Genomic DNA, 22,560 nt, shown 5'->3' with positions numbered 1-22,560 from the left:
AAATTAGATGTTATTTTAAAGCTTCTTCTATGGCATTACTAAATAATTGTTCCATAGTAATACCTGCAACTTTAGCCTGTTGTGGTAAGATACTGGCAGTCGTTAAACCAGGTACAGTATTTATTTCAAGTAAATGTGGCTGGTTGTTTTTAAATATAAATTCGCTTCTAGAAAAGCCTTTCATTTTTAAAACCTCATAAACTTTTTTAGCAACAGTATTAACTTGTTCTTCTTGTGTTTGTGTTAATCTAGCAGGAGTAATCTCGTTGGATTTACCTAAGTATTTAGCTTCGTAATCAAAAAAATCATTCTCACTTACAATTTCTGTGATTGGTAATACTTTAGTTTCGCCTTTATAGGTAATCACACCTACAGACACTTCTGTTCCGTCTAAAAAAGATTCAATTATAATTTCGTCATCCTCTTTAAAAGCATGATTGATTGCTTGTTGTAAATCTTCTTTTTTATGGACTTTACTAATTCCAAAACTACTACCTGCTTTATTAGCTTTAACAAAGCATGGTAAACCTACTTTGTCAATAATAGCGTCTTCGTTTATAGTATCTCCTAAATTGATGTAAAAACTCTCAGCAGTTAGTATTCCGTAAGGTTTTAAAACACTTAAACAATCACGTTTGTTAAACGTCAATCCAGCTTGATACATGCCACAACTAGTGTGAGGTATATTTAGAAGTTTAAAATAACCTTGCATAAAACCATCTTCACCAGGACTACCATGTATGGCATTAAAGACACAGTCAAAAGTCGTTTTTTCACCATTAATGGTTACTGAAAAATCATTTTTATCAATAGTAAATTCGGTATTAGTATCATCAACATAAACCCATTTATCTTTAAATATATGAATGCGATATGCATTGTATTTAGTGTTGTCTAAGTTTTGATATACAACGTTTCCGCTGTCAAGAGAGATTTTATATTCGCTAGAATAACCTCCCATTATTATGGCAATGTTTTTTTTCATTTAAATCTAAATTATATCAGATATCCAATAAACAGTTATAATATTCGTTTTGTAAAAATATCATTTATTTTATTCCGAAGATAAAACCTTTTAGTTTTTATATATTTGCCTACAAAAATTAGTTAAATGAGTTTCATAAGTTTTCTTAAAAGTAAAGCGTTTTTTACGCAATTAGCAATAGCAATAGTTGCCTTGTTTGTGCTAGGTTTTATAATATTAAAATGGTTAGATATTACCACAAATAATGGAGAGTTTGAAACTGTACCAGAGTTAAAAGGTAAATCAATTAAAGTAGCACAAATAGAGTTAGAAAAAAACAATCTTGTAATGCAAATTCAGGATTCGGCTAATTTTAACCCTAATTACCCAAAGTTTTCTGTAATAGACCAGGATCCAAAAGCTAATGAGCAAGTTAAAGAAAACCGTAAAATTTATATTACTTTAAATCCATCAGGATATCGTAAAATAGCAGTACCAGATTTATATCAAAAATCCTACAGACAAGCTAAGCCAATGATAGAAGCTTTAGGATTTAAAGTGGGTAAAAAAACATACATAGACAACATTGGTAAGGACATGGTTTTAGGTTTACGTTATCAAGGCAAAGTTTTAAAACCAGGAACAAAACTACCTAAAACAACAGCAATAGATGTTGTTTTAGGAAATGGTAACCGTCCATAAATACTATATAATGAACGATTACACACCAGAATTACCAGAACAAGAAGATAATGATACCTTATACGAGCATCATTCTTTTGTAGCAGATAAAGGTCAAAAACCATTACGAATTGATAAATGGTTAATGAACAAAATCGAAAATGCTACACGTAACAAAATACAAGATGCAGCCAAAAACGGAAGTATTTTTGTAAACGAAGTTGCGGTAAAACCCAATTACAAAGTCAAACCAGAAGACGTTATAAAAGTACGTTTCGAGTATCCTCCACACGAGAATCTGTTGGTAGGAGAGGATCTTCCTTTAGATGTCGTTTATGAAGACGATCAACTACTAGTGGTTAACAAACCAGCAGGAATGGTAGTACATCCAGGACATGGTAACTATTCAGGGACGTTAATAAATGCCTTGATTTTTCATTTTGATAATCTTCCAAACAACTCAAGTGATCGTCCAGGATTAGTCCACAGGATAGATAAAGACACTTCAGGATTGTTAGTTGTAGCAAAAACAGAAGTCGCTATGGCACATCTGTCTGCACAATTTAAAGCCAAAACTAGCGAGCGTGAATATGTCGCTATAGTCTGGGGAAATATGGATGAAGAAGATGGTACCATAGAAGGTAACATTGGACGTCATCCAAAAAACAGATTACAAAACACGGTGTATCTAGATGACGATGCAGATAAAGGTAAACCAGCAGTCACACATTATAAAGTTTTAGAGCGTTTAGGCTACGTTACATTAGTAAGCTGTAAGCTAGAAACAGGTCGCACGCATCAAATACGTGTCCACATGAAACACATAGGACATACCTTATTTAATGACGAGCGTTATGGAGGTAATTTAATCCTAAAAGGCACCACATTTACCAAGTACAAACAATTTGTAGATAATTGTTTTAAAGTGCTACCACGTCAAGCTCTACATGCAAAAACATTAGGGTTTGTGCATCCAACTACCAATAAATTTATGAGTTTTGAGTCTGCAATTCCAGACGATATACAACAGTGTATCGAAAAATGGAGAGGCTACTCTAAACACATGGAATAATACACTCATAACACTACAAATTTGGACGTTACCCCTAACCTGATTTTGAGATCAGCTTAAGGGTCGCGCTATCCATTATATCTTTTTTTGCCATATATGGCAGCAAAAAAAGGATGCCATTTCTATCGCTAACGCAACTCAAGTTTTCCATAGTAAAATTAAATTTTAGTATTGTAAATTACTATAGATCCAGCTTTTAAAACCAAAGGGTTATTTGTAATTTCGTATCAACAAAAATTAACAATTAGTATATAATTACGCATTATATACCAATGTAAAGTATTGCTGCAAAGCAAAACAACACTAAATTTACAGCACATGAAACTAGTTATATCTCCTGCAAAATCATTAGATTTTGAGTCAACATTACCAACAACAAAAACTACAGATTCGCAATTTTTAAAACAAGCTAAAACCCTAAATGCTGTTTTAAAAAAACAAAAACCTCAAGATTTATCAGACTTGATGCATATTAGCGATAAATTAGCACAACTTAATTACGATCGTAATCAAGACTGGACCTTACCATTTACTAAAGACAATGCAAGACCAGCGGTTTATGCTTTTAATGGAGATGTTTATAAAGGTTTAGATGCTTATAACTTGCCTGAAGATAAAATAGACTTAATGCAAAATACAGTAAGGATTTTATCAGGATTATATGGAGTGCTTAAACCATTAGATTTAATGCAGCCTTACCGACTAGAAATGGGAACTAAGTTACCAGTTGAAAGTAATAAAAATTTATACGAATTCTGGAAAGAAGACATTGTAAAGTCTTTAAATGAAGAGTTAGAAGATGACGAGTTATTTTTAAACCTAGCATCAAACGAGTATTTTAAAGCCATAAACACCAAAGCACTTAAAGTGCCAGTTATAGATGTAACTTTTAAAGAATTTAAAAATGGTAAACTTAAAATTATTTCGTTTTATGCTAAAGAAGCAAGAGGTTTAATGGCTAAATATGTTATTGAAACTAATGCAAAAACTATTGACGACTTAAAACAGTTTAACTACAATAATTACCAATTTGATGGCAACCTCTCAACCGAAAAAACTTGGTCTTTACAAGATAATAAGCGTACAGAAGCGCAACGCAATTTATTTAAAGCAACAGGTAAACCTAAAAAAAACAAAAACGTGGTGTATTTGTTTAGTGTTATTGCTGTGCTTTTAGTAGTTAGCTTTGTATTACCAATGTTGTATGATCAAGAAGTAATTGTATGTATTACAGACACATTGTGTTTAAACTCTAATAGTAATACAATCCTATATCCATTGTATGTATTTGGGACTATAGTAATACTAATATTAGCAGTTTATGGTGCATTTGTAGTTGGTAAAAAAATAGGGAATAGGTTTAAGGTTTAACCGTTCCTTTTTTGTCAATATCAATTTTAGTTTCAGGTCTTACTCGTTTTTTTATACGTGGTCGTCTGGTACCAAAAGTACCTCTGTTTATTTTTCCTCTTTTAGATTTTTTATCTCCTTTTCCCATAGATTAGTGTTGTTTTAATTTCCACGTAAGTGAAAATATTTAAATTAATTACTTCCTATAAGGTAACAAAACCACTATTTTTAACCAAGATTAAAAACTTAAAATTGTTATAAATCTTTGTAAACACTATGTTTAATCATAAACATCCATACGCTCCATTTATTAAAGACGATACCAAAAAGTTAATCGTTGGGACGTTACCACCTCCACGTTTTACAACAGGAGAATTGTTAGAAAAAGATGTGGACTTTTGCTATGGTAGTTACTTTAATAGCTTGTGGTTATATATAGATAAAATTCATGATTTGGGTTTGTTGTATGATAATAGTCAAGAAGCAATTGACCAGCGTAAACAGTTTTTAATAGCACATAAAATAGGTGTTTGCGATATTGTAGATAGTGCGCAACGCGAAAAAGTTGATGCTTCAGATTTAGGAATGCTTAATATAAAATTGCGAGATGTTATTGGATATTTGAAGCAATATCCAAGTATAGACACTTTGTTATTTACAGGAGGAAATAGCAAAAATGGTCCTGAATATTTTTTCAGGAAACATATAAAAGATTACAATATAAAACTGAACTTGGTAAGTAAAATCACGCCTAAAATTCATCAATTTGAATTACCCACTAAAACTAATAAGCCCAATAGGATTATTAAAACAGTCTCTTTAACTTCTGGGTCTGGAGCAGCAAATATTGCTATTGGTAGTAATCCATTGTACAAACAATTAAAAGCTAAAGACCCAAAGTTTAATACTTTTGATTTTAGGGTGATGCAGTATCGTGAGTATCTATAAAAACAAAAACGTAAACCTTAGACTTACGTTTTTTAATAATTAAATTAGTTTTTATTTTGATAAGCACCAGAGCTGTAAGTTAACTCGTAACTATGTGTGTATATCTCAAATACAATCCCAAATGGATCTTCAACATAACACATTTTAAAGGGTTTGTTTTCAGGATAATACTCCCTAATAGGCATGCGCTGTTTACCACCATAGGCAACAATTTTTTCAATTAAATCTTCAATATTAGGATCTTGAATACAAAAATGAAATAAACCTGTGTTAAAAGGATTAAAATCTGGTGCCTCTTTAACTCCATGCGGAAAAGAAAACAACTCAACTCCAACACCATCTGAAGTTGCTAAATGCGCAATTTCAAAAGTCTCCCAGTCTTCACCAAAAACATCAATACACATTTGGCCAATAGCAGTATCTTTTTCTTTTTTAATTTCCGATGGTTCCATAATTATATACCATCCCATAACTTCAGAGTAAAATTTTACAGCCTCTTTTATGTTAGGTACAGTCAGTCCAATATGTGAAAAGGACTTTGGATAATCTTTATTATTTTTCATATACTCTGTTTTTAGACTGTAAAATTAATTTATATTTGCCTAATAAGCAATAGCTTACCTAAAAGTAGTATAGTTACCTAAACGAGTAAATTGCTGTTTTTTAATAATATAATATTTTTGTTTTGAAAAAAATGTGACCTGTCCATTACATTATACCATGGATTTAATTGGTACAAAGTGGAAACCATTAGTTTTGTTTCATTTATTAGAAGGTGCTTTACGTTCAGGAATTTTACAAAAGCATATTCCTGGTATTTCTAATAAAATGTTTACACAAACGGTTAGAGAATTAGAAAAAGATGGTTTGATATCTAGAAAAATTTACCCAGTGGTGCCTCCAAAGGTGGAATATAAACTAACCTCTAGAGGTCAATCTTTAGAAGATATATTAAGAGGTTTAGATACTTGGGGTAAAACAGATAGTACAATTTAACGCTTCTAATTAGCTATTTAGAAGTATTAAAACAACACCTATAATTGCTGGTAATGCTTGAATAAAAAATATTTTTTTAGAAATACTTAATGCTCCATAAATACCTGCTACAGTAACACAGACCAAAAAGAAAACAGCAATATTTGAAGACCACTCTGGAGATTTAATTAAGAAAGACCAAATTAATCCTGCTGCTAAAAAACCATTATATAAACCTTGATTAGCAGCCATGCTTTTTGTTGGTTTAAATAAATCTTTAGGAAAATTTTTAAAGACTTTACGACCTGTAGTTTCCCAAGCAAACATTTCAAAGTATAAAAAATATAAGTGTAAAATTGCTACAAAAGCAATGATTGTTTTTATAAGTATTTCCATAATAATAGTTAATTTGTAGGTTAAAAAATTTTGTCTAAAAAGTGTTTAATACTTTGTTGATTAGCACGTAAAAGCTCTTGTCTGGCATTAGCCTTATCTTTTGGTTTTTTGTCTTGTGATAATTTAAATTTGCCTTCCCAAGTATCTATAGAGATTTCAAAAAGTTTGATGTATTCTAAATTTTTATCTAATCTTGGGTTATCTGTTTCTAGAGTATATTTATGGTCAGGAGTCTCTAAAAATTCGGTCATTGTTATTAAAGACTGTTTTAAATCAGCTTTATTTTCAATTTGTGCTACAGTACCTGTTAAGTGCACTTTAATATAATTCCAAGTCGGTAATTGCGTCGTGGTATATATACTTGGTGAGATATAACATTCAGGACCAGAAAAAAGTACAGTAACTTTGTTTTGTTCTTTTAATAGATTGGTTTGTGGATTGTAAATATCAATATGGCCAATTAATTTTCCATCTTCCTCACGATAAATTAAAGGTAAATGTGTAATTAAAGGAACGCTATCTTTTACTGATATTACTGTAGCTAAAGGATACGTTTTTATTACTTCGATTAAGTGGTTTTTGTCGTTATCCTGATGTTTTTGAGGTGGATACAAGTGATTGGGTTGTAAGGGTTATTGTGTTTTATTTCATTTAAAAATTACAAAATTATATGTAGTTTTATAAAATGTCTGATAAAAGTACTTCATTTTCAATTAAAAATTGGTCTCAAGATGATCAACCTAGAGAAAAATTATTATACAAAGGAAAAGCATCTTTAAGTGATGCCGAATTAGTTGCTATTCTAATAGGTTCTGGAAACAGAGATGAAAGTGCAGTATCATTATGCAAACGGATCTTGTCTAGTGTAGATAATAATTTAAGCGAATTAGGTAAACTTAGTATCAAACAATTAATGGAGTTTAAAGGCATAGGTGAAGCTAAAGCCATTAGCATTATTGCAGCCTTAGAGCTAGGAAGACGACGTAGAGGAGAGGAAGCCTTGCAAAAACAGAAAATTACTTCAAGCAAATCTGTTTTTGAACTTATGCAACCTATTATTGGAGAGTTGCCTCATGAGGAATTTTGGATTATATATTTAAACAACTCTAATAAAGTGATACATAAAAGTCAATTAAGTAAAGGCGGAATTACTGGTACTTTAGTAGATACACGTTTGGTATTAAAAACAGCTTTAGAGGTTGGAGCAGTGGGACTTATTTTATCGCACAACCATCCATCAGGTACATTAGTGCCAAGTCAAGCAGATAAAGCTGTGACTTTAAAACTTAAAACAGCAGCACAAAGTTTAGATATAAAAGTCCTAGACCATTTAATTGTTACCGAAAACGCTTATTTTAGCTTTGCAGACGAAAACCTACTGTAAATGCTACTAGTATACACACATAAAATTACACCTAGATTCAAATATGTTTTTAAACAAATTTGTACCAGAATTTTAGGGATTCCAGTAAACTTTACAACCGTTATAGAAGAATTTATTGCACATGACAGCTTAAAAATGTCGTACACAAGGCAACCTTTAAGTAACGAGATTTTTGTACGTGCAAACGAGTTGCTTTTTGAACAAGGTTTATCCGATTTGGATATAAATGTATTACCATGGGAAGAGACTAAATGCTTTTTTCCTACAGGAGAAAAAAGCGCCTTACCATTTGATATTTTTGCAGCTACGTTTTATCTAATTAGTCGTTATGAAGAGTATTTACCACATGTAAAGGATGATTATGGACGTTTTACAGCACAAGAAAGTTTAGCTTTTAAAAATAAATTTTTAGACCAACCTGTTGTAGATATTTGGGCTTATAAATTTAAAGCTATTTTGCAAGATAACTATCCTGATTTTGAGTTTCCAGAACAAAAATATACTGTCAGACCTGTAATAGATATTCCAGTAGCTTATGATTATAAATTAAAAGGATTAATGCGTACTTTAGGAGGTACGTTTAAAGATCTTTTTACTTTAAAATTCAAACGTTTATACCAAAGATATTCTGTTATTATGGGTTTTAAACGTGATCCGTATGATACTTACAAATACGTAATTAATAAGCAAAAAACTTCAAGATATAAGTTTGTTTTTTTCTTTTTATTGGGTGATTTTTCAACCTATGATAAAAATATAAATTTTCAGAAACAAAAATTTATTTCACTTATTAAACACGTTGGCGACTATTGTCAAGTCGGTATTAAAACATCGTTTTTTGCATTATCTAATATCGAGATTTTAAAAGAAGAAAAAGCACGAATGGAACGTATTATTAATACTGCAATTGTAGGTTCAAGACATTCGTTTTCAAAAGTTAATTTACCAGAGTCTTATCGTCACTTAGTAGAGTTAGAAATACCAGAAGATTATACTATGGGTTATGTTAATCATTTAGGTTTTAGAGCAGGCACATGCACACCTTTTTTGTTTTATGATTTGGATTTTGAAGTTCAAACACCATTAAAAATAGTACCATTTCAAGCTCTAGATTTTGCCTTTTTAAAGTACCATTCTTTATTAGATAAACAACAAGCTTTAAAACGATTAATACAGTCTGTAAAACAAGTAAATGGTACCTTTGTGCCAGTGTTTCATAATTATACTTTTGGTAATGATGCACGTTGGCAACATTTTAAAAACTTATTTAATATAATTATAGATGCAAAAAATAAATAATATTCAACATGTTTTTTTTGATTTAGATCATACCCTTTGGGATTTTGATAAAAATTCGGCATTAACTTTCGAATTTATTTTTAACAAACATAAAGTAAGTACAAATATTAAAGATTTTTTAAATGTTTATGAGCCTATTAATCTTCAATATTGGAAGTTGTATCGTGACGAAAAAGTGACCAAAGAGCATTTGAGATATCACAGGCTTAAAGATACTTTTGATGCTTTAAATTTTAAGGTTCAGGATAATTTGATATATCAATTGTCAGACGATTATATTACTAACTTATCAAGTTTTAATCATGTGTTTGAAGGTACGTTTCAGCTTTTAGATTATTTAAAATCAAAATATACTTTACATATTATTACAAATGGATTTAAAGAGGCGCAAACCAACAAATTAAAAGCTTCAAAATTGGATCATTATTTTGAGACTATAACAAACTCTGAAAGTGCGGGAGTTAAAAAACCGAATCCTAAAATATTTAATTTTGCTTTAAATTCGGCTAAAGCCGAAACATCAAACAGTATCATGATTGGTGATAATTATGAAGCAGATATACAAGGTGCTTTAAACATTGGCTTAGATGCCATTTGTTTTAATTATCATAAAACAGAACTAACAAAGGACATTAAAGTCGTACAAAATTTATTAGACATTAAACACTATTTATAACTATGAAAACAAAATATATAATTACTCTAACCTTATTATTAAATCTTTCATTGGGTTTATATGCTCAATCAGAATTAAATAATTACAAATATGTAGTTGTGCCAGAGCAATTTTCTTGTCAAAAAAAGCCTAATAATTTTAGACTAAATGGCTTGACCAAATTTTTATTAGAAAAACAGAATTTCACGGTTTTTTTAGATTCTGAACAATTACCAACAGATGCAGCAAACAATGGGTGTTTAGTATTATATGCAGATGTTACAGAAGATAATAGCATGTTTAAAACGAAGCTAAAAATTAATTTTAAAAACTGTAAAAATCAAGTGGTTTTCACGTCTCAAGAAGGCGTGTCACGAGACAAAGAGTATAAGGTAGCTTATAATTTAGCATTACGTAATACTATTAAAACTTTTGAGACATTTAAGCATAATTATTCTGCTTCAGCAGAAACTCAACCTGTTGTCGTAAATAAAACAGTTAAAGAAACGGTTCCAGAAATTAAAGAAGCTGAAGCAACAATTATTGATACAAAAGAAAAAGATACGATGCTTTATGCTCAAAAAACTTCAGAAGGGTTTCAATTAATCGATAGTCAACCCAAAGTAGTCTATAGAATTAAAAACACCAATCTTGAAAATGTTTTTATAGTAGAAGGTAAAGAAGCTATCATTTACAAAAAAGACAGTAGCTGGTATATAGAGTATTACGATAACGGAGTTTTACATAAACAAATGTTAGATATTAAATTCTAATACCCATATTTTTCTTTCCAACGTGATCTTAAAAAGTCACGTTGGGCATTTTCTCTAGCATTGTTACCAGGTTGGTATAGTTTAGTATTACTAACCTCTTTAGGTAAAAACTCTTGTGCAGCAAAATTGTTATCATAATCATGGCTGTATTTATAGTCTTCACCATAGCCAATGTCTTTCATTAATTTTGTAGGTGCATTCCTTATATTTAATGGGACACTTAAATCACCTGTTTGTTTAACTAATTGTTGTGCATGGTTAATAGCCATATATGCAGCATTACTTTTTGGTGAGCAAGCTAGGTAAGTTGCACATTGGCTTAAAATAATTCTAGATTCAGGGTAACCAATAGTTGTTACAGCTTGAAATGTTGTATTAGCCATTACCAATGCAGTAGGATTAGCATTACCAATGTCCTCACTAGCCAAAATTAACATGCGTCTAGCAATAAACTTTACATCCTCACCACCTTCAACCATTCTAGCTAAATAATACACAGCAGCATTTGGGTCACTACCTCTTATGGATTTTATAAATGCCGAAATAATATCATAATGCTGTTCTCCAGTTTTATCATAGCGCACAGTATTATTTTGTACTTTATCTAACACCATTGCGTCAGTAATAGTTACAGGATCTTTATCTTCACTATTTACAATTAGCTCAAAAATATTTAATAATTTTCTAGCATCACCACCAGACAAGCGTAATAAAGCACTGGTTTCTTTAAGTTTTATGTTTTTTTGTGATAAGTATTCATCTTTTTGAATAGCACGTTTTAAAAGGTCCTCTAAATCGGTTTTTTCAAAAGCTTTCAATATATAAACCTGACAGCGTGACAATAATGCCGATATTACTTCAAAACTAGGGTTTTCAGTCGTTGCACCAATTAATGTCACCCAACCCTTTTCTACAGCTTGCAATAAACTATCCTGTTGAGATTTACTAAATCTATGGATTTCATCAATAAATAAAATCGGATTTTTTGCAGTAAACAAACCACCACTATTTTTAGCCTTATCAATTACCTCACGTACATCCTTTACACCAGAGCTAATTGCGCTTAAAGTATAAAATGGTCTATTAGAAGTAGTCGCAATAATATTAGCCAAGGTCGTTTTACCTATTCCAGGTGGTCCCCAAAGTATCATACTAGGAATAATACCTTGTTTAATATGAGTTGTTAAAGTTCCGTTTGTACCCACTAAATGTGATTGACTTATATAGTCATCTAATGTTTTTGGACGTAATCTTTCAGCTAAAGGCGTATTCATAATGTAAAATTAAATTAAATTTTGTTTTGGCGTGTCTTTTTTGCTCATTCTTCACAAAAAAGTCGGGCTCTCACTACTCAATCTTTTTGCTTTGGCAAAAAGGATTTCAAACAAACCGTTCCATCCCTCACGCACATACCAACTGACATTATTACATTACATTAAAAATGGATAACTATTTGCTATCTAATTAACAATGAAACACCAAGAACCTTTTAAATTCACCAATGACGTTTTAATCTATCCATTAGCATTTGTAATAGTAATATGGTTGATTTTTGTTATCGAAATTCGGTATGGTTTTTCATTAAATTTCCTTGGTATTTACCCACAAAAGCTCACTGGTTTAATAGGTGTGATTTGTAGTCCTTTTATACATTCTGGTATTTCTCATTTATGGCATAACACTATTCCTTTGTTTGTGTTAACCACAGCATTATTTTATTTTTATAGACCCATTGCATTTAAGGTATTAGTTTATGGTATCTTATTGTCTGGTTTTTTTACTTGGTGTATTGGTAGATCTTCATATCATATTGGAGCTAGTGGTTTAATATACGTATTAGCAAGTTTTATTTTTTTTAAAGGTGTTTTTGCTAAACATTATAGATTAATAGCATTATCACTATTAGTAGCCTTTTTGTATGGTAGTATGATTTGGAATACCATTCCGCTAGAAGAGGGCATTTCTTGGGAAGGACATTTAAGCGGTTTAATAGTAGGATTATTATTTGCTTTGTTTTTTAGAAAGCAAATAGCAAAACCAAAACGTTATGTTTGGGAAGAACCTGGTTATAATGAAGAAGACGATGAGTTTTTACAACACTTTGATGAAAACGGATACTTTATAGAAAGGGTAGAAGAGGAGGAAGAGGATTTAGATTTACAAGAATCAAACTCAACTTTACCATTAAAAATACACTACACTTTTAAAACAAACCAAAAAAGTAACGACGATTTATAAACGTTGCCTTACAGCTTCATATAAAAAAGCACCACAAGCAACACTAACATTTAGTGATTCAATATCGCCTAACAAAGGTAATTTAGCTTTTTCGTTTGCAATTTTTAAAATAGAAGGATTTATACCACGACCTTCAGAACCCATTATTATTGCGCAAGGTGTTTTAAACGATACATCAAAAATGGTGTTATCTGTTTTTTCAGTAGCAGCTATAACTTTTATATCTGAGGCTTGAAGAAAAAATACAGCATCTTTAATATGATCCACTCTACAAATCGGAACTTTAAATACAGCTCCAGCACTTGTTTTAATCGTATCTCCATTTACAGGAGCAGCACCTTTACTTTGGATGATTATGCCATCAACACCTGTACATTCAGCAGTACGGATTATAGCACCAAAATTTCTAACATCACTTAATTGATCTAATAACAAAAATAAAGGCGTTTCATTTTTTGCAGATACTTTTTCATAAAGTTCTTCAATGTCATAAAACTTAATAGGAGCTATTTGTGCAACAGCACCTTGATGATTATTTTTAGTTAGTCGGTTTAGTTTTTCAACAGGTACGTATGAGGAATTAACTCTTTTATCTTTTAATACCGCTTGTAACTCTTGAAATAGTTCTCCTTTTATGCCTTTTTGTAAAAAGACTTTATCTACATTTTCTCCTGCATTTAATGCTTCAATAATAGCTCTAAGACCAAAAATTTGAGTTGTTTTTTCCATGAAACAAAGGTATAAAAAAAGAGCCTGCAAATTGCAGGCTCTTTTAAAGTATAAAAGAAATTATTCTTAGTTACCTATTGTAATTGTTTGCGAATTAGATTTTCCAATAAACGGTCCTATTGTTACTAGGTTTTGTCCATCAAAATCTAATGATATAAATTCAGGTTCAGCTATTCCGTCTCCATATGAGTCTAAAAGTGTAAATGTTTAAGTACCATCTTCTAAGTAAACAGTTGCATTTAAGACTTCAGTAGATGCCGCATATGGATCAGATGAACTTACAACCTCATTGTTTGAGTTAGTAATTTCCCAGCTACTTTCTTCTGAATATGTATCAAAAACTATACTTAATTCTGCTGAATGTATTTTAATAATACTACTTGATTTGAAAATATAGCATTGACATTTTCGTCAGTTGCTATTAAATCTAAAGCTAATGTTTTTTCCTCTGTAAAACCTACTTGTTCTGGAATAAAAGTAATATCAGTTGTTCCTATAAGGCTTCCTGCAGGCACAACAACAGACATAATCATATCATAATCACTAGAATTACCTGTTGTTAATTCCTCATTTATTGACAAAGAGAAAGTTCTATCAGTTTTAGCCGGTCTAGACGCTCCAACTTCTAAAGTGTAAGTTTGATTTTCTTCCGTAACAACAAATGTTTCATCAGTACTTACAAATCCAAAAGCTTCTATTATATCAGCTTGATCGTATTCTAACACGTTATCTTCTTCACAAGAAGTGAAGAACGAAATGGTTAAAATAAACGTGAAAATTTTTATAAATTTATTTAACATAATTTAATTTTTAAGTAATTATAATGGATTTTGATTAGCATCATTTATACTGGTATTGTTATTAATTTCATCTTCTGGTAATTGGAAGTTAAATTTAATTGAATTCGCTGGATAATCTAATCTTCCAAATGAAGGGTGATTTGTATCAGGATAATCTCTATCTAAAGCATTTCCCCATCTCTTCATATCAAAAAACGCAAAACCTTCTCCCCACAATTCAATACCTCTATGTGTTCTAATTTCTTGTATTAAAGCATCTCCTGAGTTTACAGATAATGTATACGATGTATCTCTTGTTGATACTAAATCATATAAAGCTTGTCTAGCCCCTTCATCATCACCAGATAACGCTTTAGCCTCAGCAGATATTAAATGCATTTCAGCACCTCTCATGTATACGTAATCTCCTTCAAAAAATGTATCATCAATAAACTTCGTATTTGCATATTGAGATAAACCATTGCTAGCTCCATCAAACCAAAGTTTTCTTTGGTCTGTTGATGATATTTCATCATATAATCTCTTGTCAATACTCTTATATACACCTAATAAACCAGCATATCCAGGATTTAAATTTCCAATATGTGAAAAGAATGAAGCATATGTTGATGTTGTTAAAGATGTAATATCAGCACCCCAAATCCATTCAGGGTTTGAGATTTCGTCAAATCCATCACTTAATTGAGCTGTACTCATTAATGGAACAGTAGATTTAGCTTGATCAGCCATTGTAATAGCAAGTGGGTAATTACCATATTCTAAATAGAATCTAGCTAGTAAACCAGCTACTACATTTTGGTCTATTTGAGTTTTATCTGTTCTAGTATAATCAGATAAGTTATTATAGGCTCTTGTTAAATCAGTAAATGCTTGATTAATGATTTCACTTTCTGCAGCACGAGTTGGGTTAGTTAATAATTCATTGTATAGTGGTACTCCATCAGCACCATTTCCATATACTCTTATTAAGTTAAAATAACTAAGTCCTCTTAATGCTTGAGCACGACCTAAAACATTTTGTAATTCTGGATTTGTTGTTCCTTCCGGTATTTGACTTATAATAGAGTTAGTGTTTCTTATAACAGTATAGTAAAAATTCCATACCATATCTGTAATTCTACTCGTTTGTTCTCTACCTGTATAATTATAATATCCAGAAAACCAATGGCTAATTTCTTGTACCATATCATTTGACATTAAATCTAAACCTAGATTAATAGAATTTAGACCAAAGTCATCATGTACTCCATCTCCATTTGTTGAGAATTCAGATAAAAATGTTGAAGTTCCATCTAATACACCAACATTTAATAGTAATAATGCTTCTGGAGAGCTTTCAGCTAATGAATTTAATTGCTCCTGTGATACTAGCTCTTTATTTTCGTTTTCTAAATAATCGTCAGAGCATGAAGTCATAATAAGCATTAATGCTATTAGACTTGATAAAATTTTTCTTTCTTTTTTCATTTTTTAAAAATTTAATGTTACACCAAATGTTTTAGTACTTAATACTCCATATTCATTTGCTGATAATCCTGTTAAACTTAATCTTGGATCATATCCTTGTCTTTTTGACCATAAGGCTAAATTGTTGACTAAACCATATATTCTAATAGAATCAAATCCTAGTTTATTAGTGATGTCACCTCCTAAAGTGTAACCTAAACTAATATTTTGTAAACTTAAATAAGAGGAATCTATTAGATATAATGATGATGCTGAATAATAATTAGTTCCTTCTGAAGCATCTATTCTAGGTAATGCTGCATTTGTATTACTTGGAGTCCATGTTTCAGTCAATGCATCTAAGTGGTAATTACCTCCTGTTTCTGGGTCAAAACCATTTAGATATACAGAGTCATATCCATATCCTCCTAATTGGTAAGAAAAATCAACACCTAAGTCAATAGATTTATATCTAAAATTTGCACTAAAACCACCATAAACATCTGGTAGTGCAGTTTTATCTAAGAAATATTCATCGGCTTCACTCCAATTTTCAGTCAGTTCTCTTTGGCCTGTAGGTTGGCCAGTAGTATCATCTAATATATTTTTGTAAAATAATGCAGCTCCATTATTTGGGTTTACTCCTGCAAATTCTCTTAAATAATAATCATAAGCAGATTTACCAACTTCATATTGAAACCTTCCAGCATCGATAGATTCTGTAGGTAGTTTCGTGATTTCATTTTTAACATGTGTACCATTAAAAGTCATATTAAAATTAAAATCTTTATTTCTAACAATATCAGCAGAAATTGTTAATTCCACACCAGTATTCTCCATATCACCAATATTTTCAGGGAATGATGGGTTACCTGAAGATGGAGGTAACGGTCTGTTGAATAGCATATCACTTACGGCTCTGTTGAAGTATTCAGCATCTATATTGATTCTGTTATCTAAAAATCTAGTTTCAAAACCTACATTAAAATTTTTGTTTGTTTCCCAAGTAACGTCTTTATTTCCTAAAAAGTCTTGATTTATTGCTAAATCACCACCTGCTTCAACTAATGAATATTGATTTTGGTATGCATAATAGTTTCTAGTTGTTGTTCCAGGATAAAATAAAGCATCGTTACCTTGTTCACCGTAACTCGCTTTTAATTTTAATTCATTTAACCAATTAACTTCTGATAAAAAGTTTTCCTTGCTTATTCTCCAACCAGCACCTATTCCAAAAAATGTACCCCATTGATTATCTGGATGAAATACTGATGAGGCATCTCTTCTTACACTAGCATTTAAGTAGTATTTATTATTGTAGTCATAAGTTACTCTTGAAAAATACCCCTCAAGGTTGTAATCTCTTTCATAACTTGTACCTGCATCTAATTGAGCAGCATGATCTAAGGATGTAGAAGTCGGTAATAATAAATTAGACTTATCAGCAGTAACTACATCAAAATTATAATCTGAGTTTTCATGTCCTACTAATAATCCTATATGGTGATTTCCATAACTTTGACTCCAATTTACTAATTGCTGCTGAGTAAAAGTTAATTGTTTAGTATTTGAAGCAGATACACGACCATTTGCACCTAATCCTGTTAAAGGATTTACAGCAGCGTCTCCATAAAATGGAGTGTCTAAAGTTTTGGTTCTTGTGTTTCTTAAATCAGCTGATATGTTGTAATCAAGAGTCAATGAAGGTGTTATGTTAAATTTAGCTCCTGCTCTTCCTGAAAAGTTATCACTAACAGCTTCAAATACATCTAGCAATGCTGTTGCCACAGGATTTTGTAATGAACCATAAGGTCTTGTGTTTGGAGCAACTGTTCCTGTTCCATCATCATATTCAGCTTGTCCATTGTTTGTTATTAGGTTACCTGAAGCATCATATGCGAACACTGGATATATTGGAGCTATATTTCTTGACCAACTTAAAGGGTTACTATAGCTTGTTGTATTATCTCCATCTACACTATTTTGAACAGAATTAGCATATCTTAAATTACCACTAACATTAAACCAATCTGCTACCTTTGTATTTAAAGAGATTTGAGATGTTATTTTTTCAAACCCTGAATTTATTACATAACCATCATTGTTTTCATATCCTAAAGAAAAGTAATAGTCTGATTTTTCTGACCCTCCAGATAGACTTAAAAATGATGTGTTAGTCATGTTGTTTTTAAATAAATAGTCATCCCAATTTTCATTATATAAAAGTTGTGCATTAGGATTAAATTCTCCAGTATTTGGGTTTATTAAAAGACTTCCATCTACATTGTAAGGATTGTAGTTTATAGGACTTGGGTTTGACACACCAGTTCCTAAATCATTATTTGATGTTATCAAATTTTGAGCTGCTAAATTAGCTGCAGTTTGAGCGTCCAAGCCTTCATTAAAAATGAAATTATTTACAGTAGCAAGATATCTTGTTTGTAAATAATCTTCGGCATTATCTGTATAGTTGTAATCCTTTGTTGATCTGGAATTGACACCAATTCTATTATCAAAAGAGACTTTTACTTGACCCTTTTTTCCTCTTTTAGTTGTAATGATTATTACACCATTTGCACCTCTATTACCATACAGAGCAGCTGCTGCTGCATCTTTTAGGAATGTTGTGCTTTCAATATCTTGCGCATTTATAGAATTGATATTACCATTAAAAGGTACTCCATCAACAACATATAAAGGTGATGACGATGCAGCTAATGAACCTACCCCTCTAAATCTTACTATTGGTTCATTTCCGGGTTGTCCAGAAGATTGTACAACTTGAATACCTGCAACTTTACCAGCTAAACCTTGGACAACATTTGCAGATTGTACTTTTGTTAGTTCTTTACTTTCTATTTGTTTGATAGAACCTGTTATATCTTCTTTTTTGTGTTCCATAAGCTGTAACAATTACTTCTTCAAGTTGATTGTCAGGAAGTAATTGCACATTTATTTGGTTTTCAGAACCTACTATTATTTCTTGATTAGAATAACCTACGTAACTAAATTGAAGTTTTTCTCCAATATTAGTATTAATCGTATATCCACCATCAAAATCGGTCGAAGTTCCATTTGAAGTCCCTTTAACTACTATTGTTGCAGAAGGTAAGGGGATTCCATTTTCATCAGAAATAGTTCCTGATATTGTTTTGTTTTGTGCAAATGATATTTGCACAATTAACACTAGAAATAGCGTTAAAATTCCACTAAACTTTGTTTTCATTTTATTTTTATTTGAATTAGTCTGCTTCAAAAATCTTAATTTTATCTTAAAAAAACAACTATTACTGTAATTATATTCTGTCATTATATTTTTAGATCTTTAATTAATAAAAAAAACCTTTCAATTGAAAGGTTTTTTTATTAAATAAAAGTAATATTTGATTTTTTATTCTGAAGCAATTAATTCTCCAAATCTATCATAAACTTTATATGAACCACTAACTACTTCTATTGTAGCTACAAGCATTTCTCCAGATGAGCCTACACCACCACTAACAGCAGTAGTATTTGTAGTATTACTTACTGTGTTTGACGAAAAGTATAAATCATTGATATCTAAATTAGCATTGAATGTTCCTATATGTGATATTTGAATTGATATAGGAAATGCGAAATCACCATCTAATACCTCATTAATTTCTTCATCTAGACCCAAATCATAATCCCATAAATCTACATATAAACTATAAGACCCATCGGCTAATATAGATGTACCTACCGTTCCACTATTGACAGTGTCTTGATCTACAACTTCAGGACAATCTGCAGTAAAAGAATAAGCAGAAAAATCACTTAAGAAAAAATCAAAATCTGCTATACCACACAAACTTTCAGTGTGATTTACCACTTCGTCATCTAAATCTGTTTCTAATATGTTTTGCTCTAAAGTATTATATGATACTGTTTTGTCCCAGTCTAAAGTTATAGATAACATATCATTTACGTAATTTGTTACTTCTAAATCAATATATATAACACCATTTTCTGGTAATCCATTACCATTATCTGTACTTGTTAACTTAAATCTTAAGTTTTCAGTATTTTCATTTAACACATCTTGTGTTGCAGTTATATTAAATGTATGTGTTTCTGCATATGCTGGGAATTCAATTTTATAACCAGCTGACCCAAAACCATCATCAATACTCGTAGCTCCAACCGGTTCGCCATCAGCATCACTTACAAAATAGTCAGAATTAGATCCTCCAGAAACAAGCTCTAGTTTAAAATCCATTTCTTCTTTATAAGTTTTGTTTGTCGCTAAACTAATCGTAATTGTTTCTCCTTCCACAATAGCTGTTTCTGTTTGACCAGTTTTTGAGACTATTGGTTTTACTGTAGTAGAATAGTTAACATCATCATTAACACATGAGGTCATTGCTACTAACGTAAATGATAATAATATATTTTTTATGTATTTCATTTTTTTATAATTTTATTGTAGTGTTAATGTCCATGTAGTTCCTGAATATATTGGTCCATCTGTAGCTCCTATTCCAAATTCAGGAAATACTAATTGACCTGTAGATTGATCTACATATCCAGGACTACCTTGTATTATTTCATTTGAAAATTGCCATTCTGTAAAGATTAATTGTCCAGCACATGCATAGAAATATGATGTATATCCTGATCCAGGCCATCCAAACATTGAGTCTAGCTGATAATTACCAGACCCTAAATGTGTTATAACATGGTTTGCTGGTGTTGCATAATCTACACTGTAAGTCCCAGCTAAATCCGTTCGACAAAGCTGTAATTTTACTAAAGTTGATTCTAGCTGCTCAGCAATGACAACATTATCAACAGAAACGACTGTTTTTAAATTAACAACAAATATTGTAGTTTTAGCATTGTCTAAAGCGTCATTATTTACTTTTATTGGAATTAAATCAAAAGTTGAATTAGCTGGTATTGTAGTCTCTAATGTTGTATCAACCCAGTCAAAATGATCGCCAGGTACAGCTATCGGATATTTTCTAACATCATCAGAGTCATCCATAGGTGTATTATTAATATCTAACATAGTATTTAGTTCTGCCAACTCGTCTTCTGAAATTTTCAAATCTGTTAATTCTCCTATTTCATAACTCATTGTAATTGTTGAACTAGAAGGTTGTCCTGAAGCTCCACCAATTAAATGAACAGGTATATCAAAATCGAATTGTTGTCCAGGTTCCTCTACAAAATTACCTAGTGATTCATCTGATTCAAACCCTACTATTAATGGGCCATTAAATAATTCATCATTTTGATCTATTTCATCATCTACAATACAAGATTGTAGTAAGCTGCAGCTGATTAATGCTATAAAATATGTTTTTAAATTTCTCATTTTTTTCTTTTTTTAATTTTTATTGTGCCCAAAAAGGTCCTGTAGTAAAAGCTTGTGTGCTACTTACTGAAGGAACATTGTTAGCATTTGAAGTAAGTTCTGAAGATGGGTATAGTAATCTTTTTGGCCTTGTTGGTGATTGTGATGTTGTAGCTAAAGGGATATCTGAAGGATAGCCTGTTCTTGTAAATTCAATGTAAGATTCTATACCATTAATACCATTTAAAGCTACCCATTTTTGTCTCATTATAGCTTCAGTTTTTTCCTCATCAGTTCCAGACCAACCAATAGTTGGAGCAGTAGGTGTGTAAGTTGCTGAATTTTGTCCAAATAGGGCAAATGACGCGTCAATACCTGATTGAAAACTTGCTTGTGCATTACCGCTTATCTTCATTTTTAATTGCGCTTCAGCTTGTAAAAAATAAGATTCAGCAGCCGTCATTAAATATCCATCTTGAGCTGAGTTTATTACTAAGCCTGGGCCTATAGGACTTAAAGTCTCAGGCGATTGAGTTCCATCAAAACCTTGAGTATGACCTGTGTAATTACCATCATCATCTTCTCCATACAAAGCAGTAAGTCTTGAATCAGGTACAGCTCCAGGAGAATTACCTTTTAAAAATTCTATTGCATAATCTGATCCTCTGTAAAAGTTGTAAAATACAGAAGTTGTTTCGTCATTAGAAAACATTAAAGAGTAAAATGGGTTTTGTTGAGCTACTTGACCATTTGAATATCCAGGGTTTATTTTTACATCCGATGAGATAAAAGTACTACCATCTAAATCCGCAAATTGTGTGTCTAAATATGCTGTTAATTCTGGATCATTATTCAGGTCGTATGCTTTTGTAGATTGTCTTAATAATATTCTTAATTTAATAGTGTTTGCTAAAGCAACCCAATTAGTCATGCTTCCATTGTATATAACATCTTCACCCCCAACAGCTAATGATGATCCAGAATTTGATATTAGTTCAATAGCTTCATCTATTTCTGTAGCTAATTGTCTATAGATAGTTTCATCATCATCGTATCTTGGAGTTAAGTTAGCAATTCCTTTATGAGCTTCTGTGTAAGGGATATCACCATATAAATCAACTAAATATTGAAAGTAGTATGCTTTCATTATTTTGGCTATTGCTTTATGATTATTATAGACAGTTCCTGGGTAATCTATTATAGCTTGATAATTTGAAGTAGTTAAATATAGATTGTCATAAATATCATCATAGAAAGAATTGTCTATTGCTAACGAAAACTCTTCAGAGAACCCTCCTGTGAATGCATTAACATTTGCACCCCATCTATTCATCATAACATTTCCAAGTATATTCATACTTCTAGCCTGTGTTCTGTATGTAGATGTTAAGGCTCCAGCAAGAATTAAATCAGGAGTCACCACGTCTGCAGAAGGACTATTAGGGCTTTCGTTTATGTCTAAATAATTACTGCAAGACATCGTAATTGTTAAAATTACTAGTAATAATATATTATATTTTGTTTTCATCT

Annotated in this window: 23 protein-coding genes and 1 pseudogene; 10 read left to right on the top strand and 14 right to left on the bottom strand. The window is 31.1% G+C overall.

Going from position 1 to position 22,560, the window contains the following annotated elements:
• Window positions 1-10 precede the first annotated feature (10 nt).
• A complete protein-coding gene (locus AC0L4B_RS00495) occupies window positions 11-985 on the bottom strand; it encodes a D-alanine--D-alanine ligase (RefSeq protein ID WP_473438093.1) in 975 nt (324 codons plus the stop codon).
• Window positions 986-1,111: 126 nt separating this feature from the next.
• On the opposite strand from AC0L4B_RS00495, the gene AC0L4B_RS00490 reads away from it, so the two are divergent.
• The 3 genes and pseudogenes from AC0L4B_RS00490 to yaaA all read left to right on the top strand — a co-directional run bounded on the left by AC0L4B_RS00490 (window position 1,112) and on the right by yaaA (window position 3,793).
• Complete coding sequence (locus tag AC0L4B_RS00490) at window positions 1,112-1,666, top strand: PASTA domain-containing protein (protein WP_473438092.1); 555 nt, start codon at window positions 1,112-1,114, stop codon at window positions 1,664-1,666.
• A gap of 10 nt (window positions 1,667-1,676) precedes the next feature.
• Window positions 1,677-2,717: an RluA family pseudouridine synthase gene (locus tag AC0L4B_RS00485; protein WP_473438091.1), complete on the top strand. Its 1,041-nt coding sequence runs from the start codon at window positions 1,677-1,679 to the stop codon at window positions 2,715-2,717.
• Between the two features lie 318 nt (window positions 2,718-3,035).
• Window positions 3,036-3,793 (top strand): annotated as a pseudogene (gene yaaA, locus AC0L4B_RS00480) (peroxide stress protein YaaA).
• 284 nt (window positions 3,794-4,077) lie between these two features.
• Here the strand turns inward: yaaA and AC0L4B_RS00475 are convergent.
• Entirely contained in the window at window positions 4,078-4,215 is a 138-nt protein-coding gene (locus AC0L4B_RS00475) for a 30S ribosomal protein THX (RefSeq protein ID WP_473438090.1), read from the bottom strand.
• A gap of 128 nt (window positions 4,216-4,343) precedes the next feature.
• Between AC0L4B_RS00475 and AC0L4B_RS00470 the strand changes: the two genes are divergently transcribed.
• The gene (locus AC0L4B_RS00470; RefSeq protein ID WP_473438089.1) at window positions 4,344-5,015 is read left to right on the top strand and encodes a uracil-DNA glycosylase family protein; all 672 of its coding nucleotides are present in this window, start codon (window positions 4,344-4,346) and stop codon (window positions 5,013-5,015) included.
• 44 nt (window positions 5,016-5,059) lie between these two features.
• On the opposite strand, the gene AC0L4B_RS00465 is transcribed toward AC0L4B_RS00470, so the two are convergent.
• Window positions 5,060-5,578, bottom strand: coding sequence for a VOC family protein (locus AC0L4B_RS00465; protein ID WP_473438088.1), 519 nt, complete (start codon window positions 5,576-5,578; stop codon window positions 5,060-5,062).
• A 157-nt stretch (window positions 5,579-5,735) separates the two neighbouring features.
• Between AC0L4B_RS00465 and AC0L4B_RS00460 the strand changes: the two genes are divergently transcribed.
• Window positions 5,736-6,011 carry a winged helix-turn-helix transcriptional regulator gene (locus tag AC0L4B_RS00460; RefSeq protein WP_473439468.1) on the top strand — a complete coding sequence of 92 codons (276 nt, stop codon included), beginning with the start codon at window positions 5,736-5,738 and terminating at the stop codon, window positions 6,009-6,011.
• A 9-nt stretch (window positions 6,012-6,020) separates the two neighbouring features.
• Here AC0L4B_RS00460 and AC0L4B_RS00455 read toward each other — a convergent pair whose 3' ends face one another.
• Together AC0L4B_RS00455 and AC0L4B_RS00450 are read right to left on the bottom strand one after the other, a co-directional pair.
• On the bottom strand, window positions 6,021-6,386 hold the full coding sequence (locus tag AC0L4B_RS00455) for a DUF1304 domain-containing protein (protein WP_473438087.1): 366 nt from the start codon (window positions 6,384-6,386) through the stop codon (window positions 6,021-6,023).
• A 20-nt stretch (window positions 6,387-6,406) separates the two neighbouring features.
• Window positions 6,407-7,000, bottom strand: coding sequence for an FMN-binding negative transcriptional regulator (locus AC0L4B_RS00450; protein ID WP_473438086.1), 594 nt, complete (start codon window positions 6,998-7,000; stop codon window positions 6,407-6,409).
• Between the two features lie 71 nt (window positions 7,001-7,071).
• On the opposite strand from AC0L4B_RS00450, the gene radC reads away from it, so the two are divergent.
• From radC to AC0L4B_RS00430, 4 genes are read left to right on the top strand one after another with little or no spacing between them, the layout of a single operon-like run.
• Window positions 7,072-7,770, top strand: a complete 699-nt coding sequence (gene radC, locus AC0L4B_RS00445; protein WP_473438085.1) for a RadC family protein — start codon at window positions 7,072-7,074, stop codon at window positions 7,768-7,770.
• On the top strand, window positions 7,771-9,069 hold the full coding sequence (locus AC0L4B_RS00440; RefSeq protein WP_473438084.1) for a polysaccharide deacetylase family protein: 1,299 nt from the start codon (window positions 7,771-7,773) through the stop codon (window positions 9,067-9,069).
• Window positions 9,053-9,745: a YjjG family noncanonical pyrimidine nucleotidase gene (locus tag AC0L4B_RS00435; RefSeq protein WP_473438083.1), complete on the top strand. Its 693-nt coding sequence runs from the start codon at window positions 9,053-9,055 to the stop codon at window positions 9,743-9,745. Before AC0L4B_RS00440 ends, AC0L4B_RS00435 begins: the two co-directional genes overlap by 17 nt.
• A 2-nt stretch (window positions 9,746-9,747) precedes the next feature.
• Window positions 9,748-10,497, top strand: a complete 750-nt coding sequence (locus tag AC0L4B_RS00430) for a hypothetical protein (RefSeq protein WP_473438082.1) — start codon at window positions 9,748-9,750, stop codon at window positions 10,495-10,497.
• Here the strand turns inward: AC0L4B_RS00430 and AC0L4B_RS00425 are convergent.
• The gene (locus AC0L4B_RS00425; RefSeq protein WP_473438081.1) at window positions 10,494-11,771 is read right to left on the bottom strand and encodes a replication-associated recombination protein A; all 1,278 of its coding nucleotides are present in this window, start codon (window positions 11,769-11,771) and stop codon (window positions 10,494-10,496) included. The genes AC0L4B_RS00430 and AC0L4B_RS00425 overlap by 4 nt on opposite strands.
• A 196-nt stretch (window positions 11,772-11,967) precedes the next feature.
• On the opposite strand from AC0L4B_RS00425, the gene AC0L4B_RS00420 reads away from it, so the two are divergent.
• A complete protein-coding gene (locus AC0L4B_RS00420; protein ID WP_473438080.1) occupies window positions 11,968-12,735 on the top strand; it encodes a rhomboid family intramembrane serine protease in 768 nt (255 codons plus the stop codon).
• Here the strand turns inward: AC0L4B_RS00420 and rlmB are convergent.
• The 8 genes from rlmB to AC0L4B_RS00380 form a co-directional block, all read right to left on the bottom strand.
• Window positions 12,730-13,464, bottom strand: coding sequence for a 23S rRNA (guanosine(2251)-2'-O)-methyltransferase RlmB (gene rlmB / locus AC0L4B_RS00415; RefSeq protein WP_473438079.1), 735 nt, complete (start codon window positions 13,462-13,464; stop codon window positions 12,730-12,732). The two genes, AC0L4B_RS00420 and rlmB, sit on opposite strands and share 6 nt — an antisense overlap.
• Before the next feature lie 347 nt (window positions 13,465-13,811).
• Window positions 13,812-14,264: a hypothetical protein gene (locus tag AC0L4B_RS00410; RefSeq protein ID WP_473438078.1), complete on the bottom strand. Its 453-nt coding sequence runs from the start codon at window positions 14,262-14,264 to the stop codon at window positions 13,812-13,814.
• An 18-nt stretch (window positions 14,265-14,282) separates the two neighbouring features.
• Entirely contained in the window at window positions 14,283-15,731 is a 1,449-nt protein-coding gene (locus AC0L4B_RS00405; RefSeq protein ID WP_473438077.1) for a RagB/SusD family nutrient uptake outer membrane protein, read from the bottom strand.
• Between the two features lie 3 nt (window positions 15,732-15,734).
• A complete protein-coding gene (locus AC0L4B_RS00400; RefSeq protein WP_473438076.1) occupies window positions 15,735-18,611 on the bottom strand; it encodes a SusC/RagA family TonB-linked outer membrane protein in 2,877 nt (958 codons plus the stop codon).
• Window positions 18,559-18,936, bottom strand: coding sequence for a carboxypeptidase-like regulatory domain-containing protein (locus AC0L4B_RS00395; RefSeq protein WP_473438075.1), 378 nt, complete (start codon window positions 18,934-18,936; stop codon window positions 18,559-18,561). The genes AC0L4B_RS00400 and AC0L4B_RS00395 overlap by 53 nt, the downstream gene beginning before the upstream one ends.
• A 165-nt stretch (window positions 18,937-19,101) precedes the next feature.
• The gene (locus AC0L4B_RS00390; protein WP_473438074.1) at window positions 19,102-20,139 is read right to left on the bottom strand and encodes a hypothetical protein; all 1,038 of its coding nucleotides are present in this window, start codon (window positions 20,137-20,139) and stop codon (window positions 19,102-19,104) included.
• 12 nt (window positions 20,140-20,151) lie between these two features.
• A complete protein-coding gene (locus tag AC0L4B_RS00385) occupies window positions 20,152-21,051 on the bottom strand; it encodes a hypothetical protein (RefSeq protein ID WP_473438073.1) in 900 nt (299 codons plus the stop codon).
• 19 nt (window positions 21,052-21,070) lie between these two features.
• A complete protein-coding gene (locus AC0L4B_RS00380; protein ID WP_473438072.1) occupies window positions 21,071-22,558 on the bottom strand; it encodes a SusD/RagB family nutrient-binding outer membrane lipoprotein in 1,488 nt (495 codons plus the stop codon).
• Between the last annotated feature and the right edge of the window lie 2 nt (window positions 22,559-22,560).

Source organism: Olleya sp. NP1-10 (genome assembly GCF_055804415.1).
Note: the sequence above shows the minus strand (reverse complement) of the source record. Positions and strands in the feature narration are given on the sequence as shown.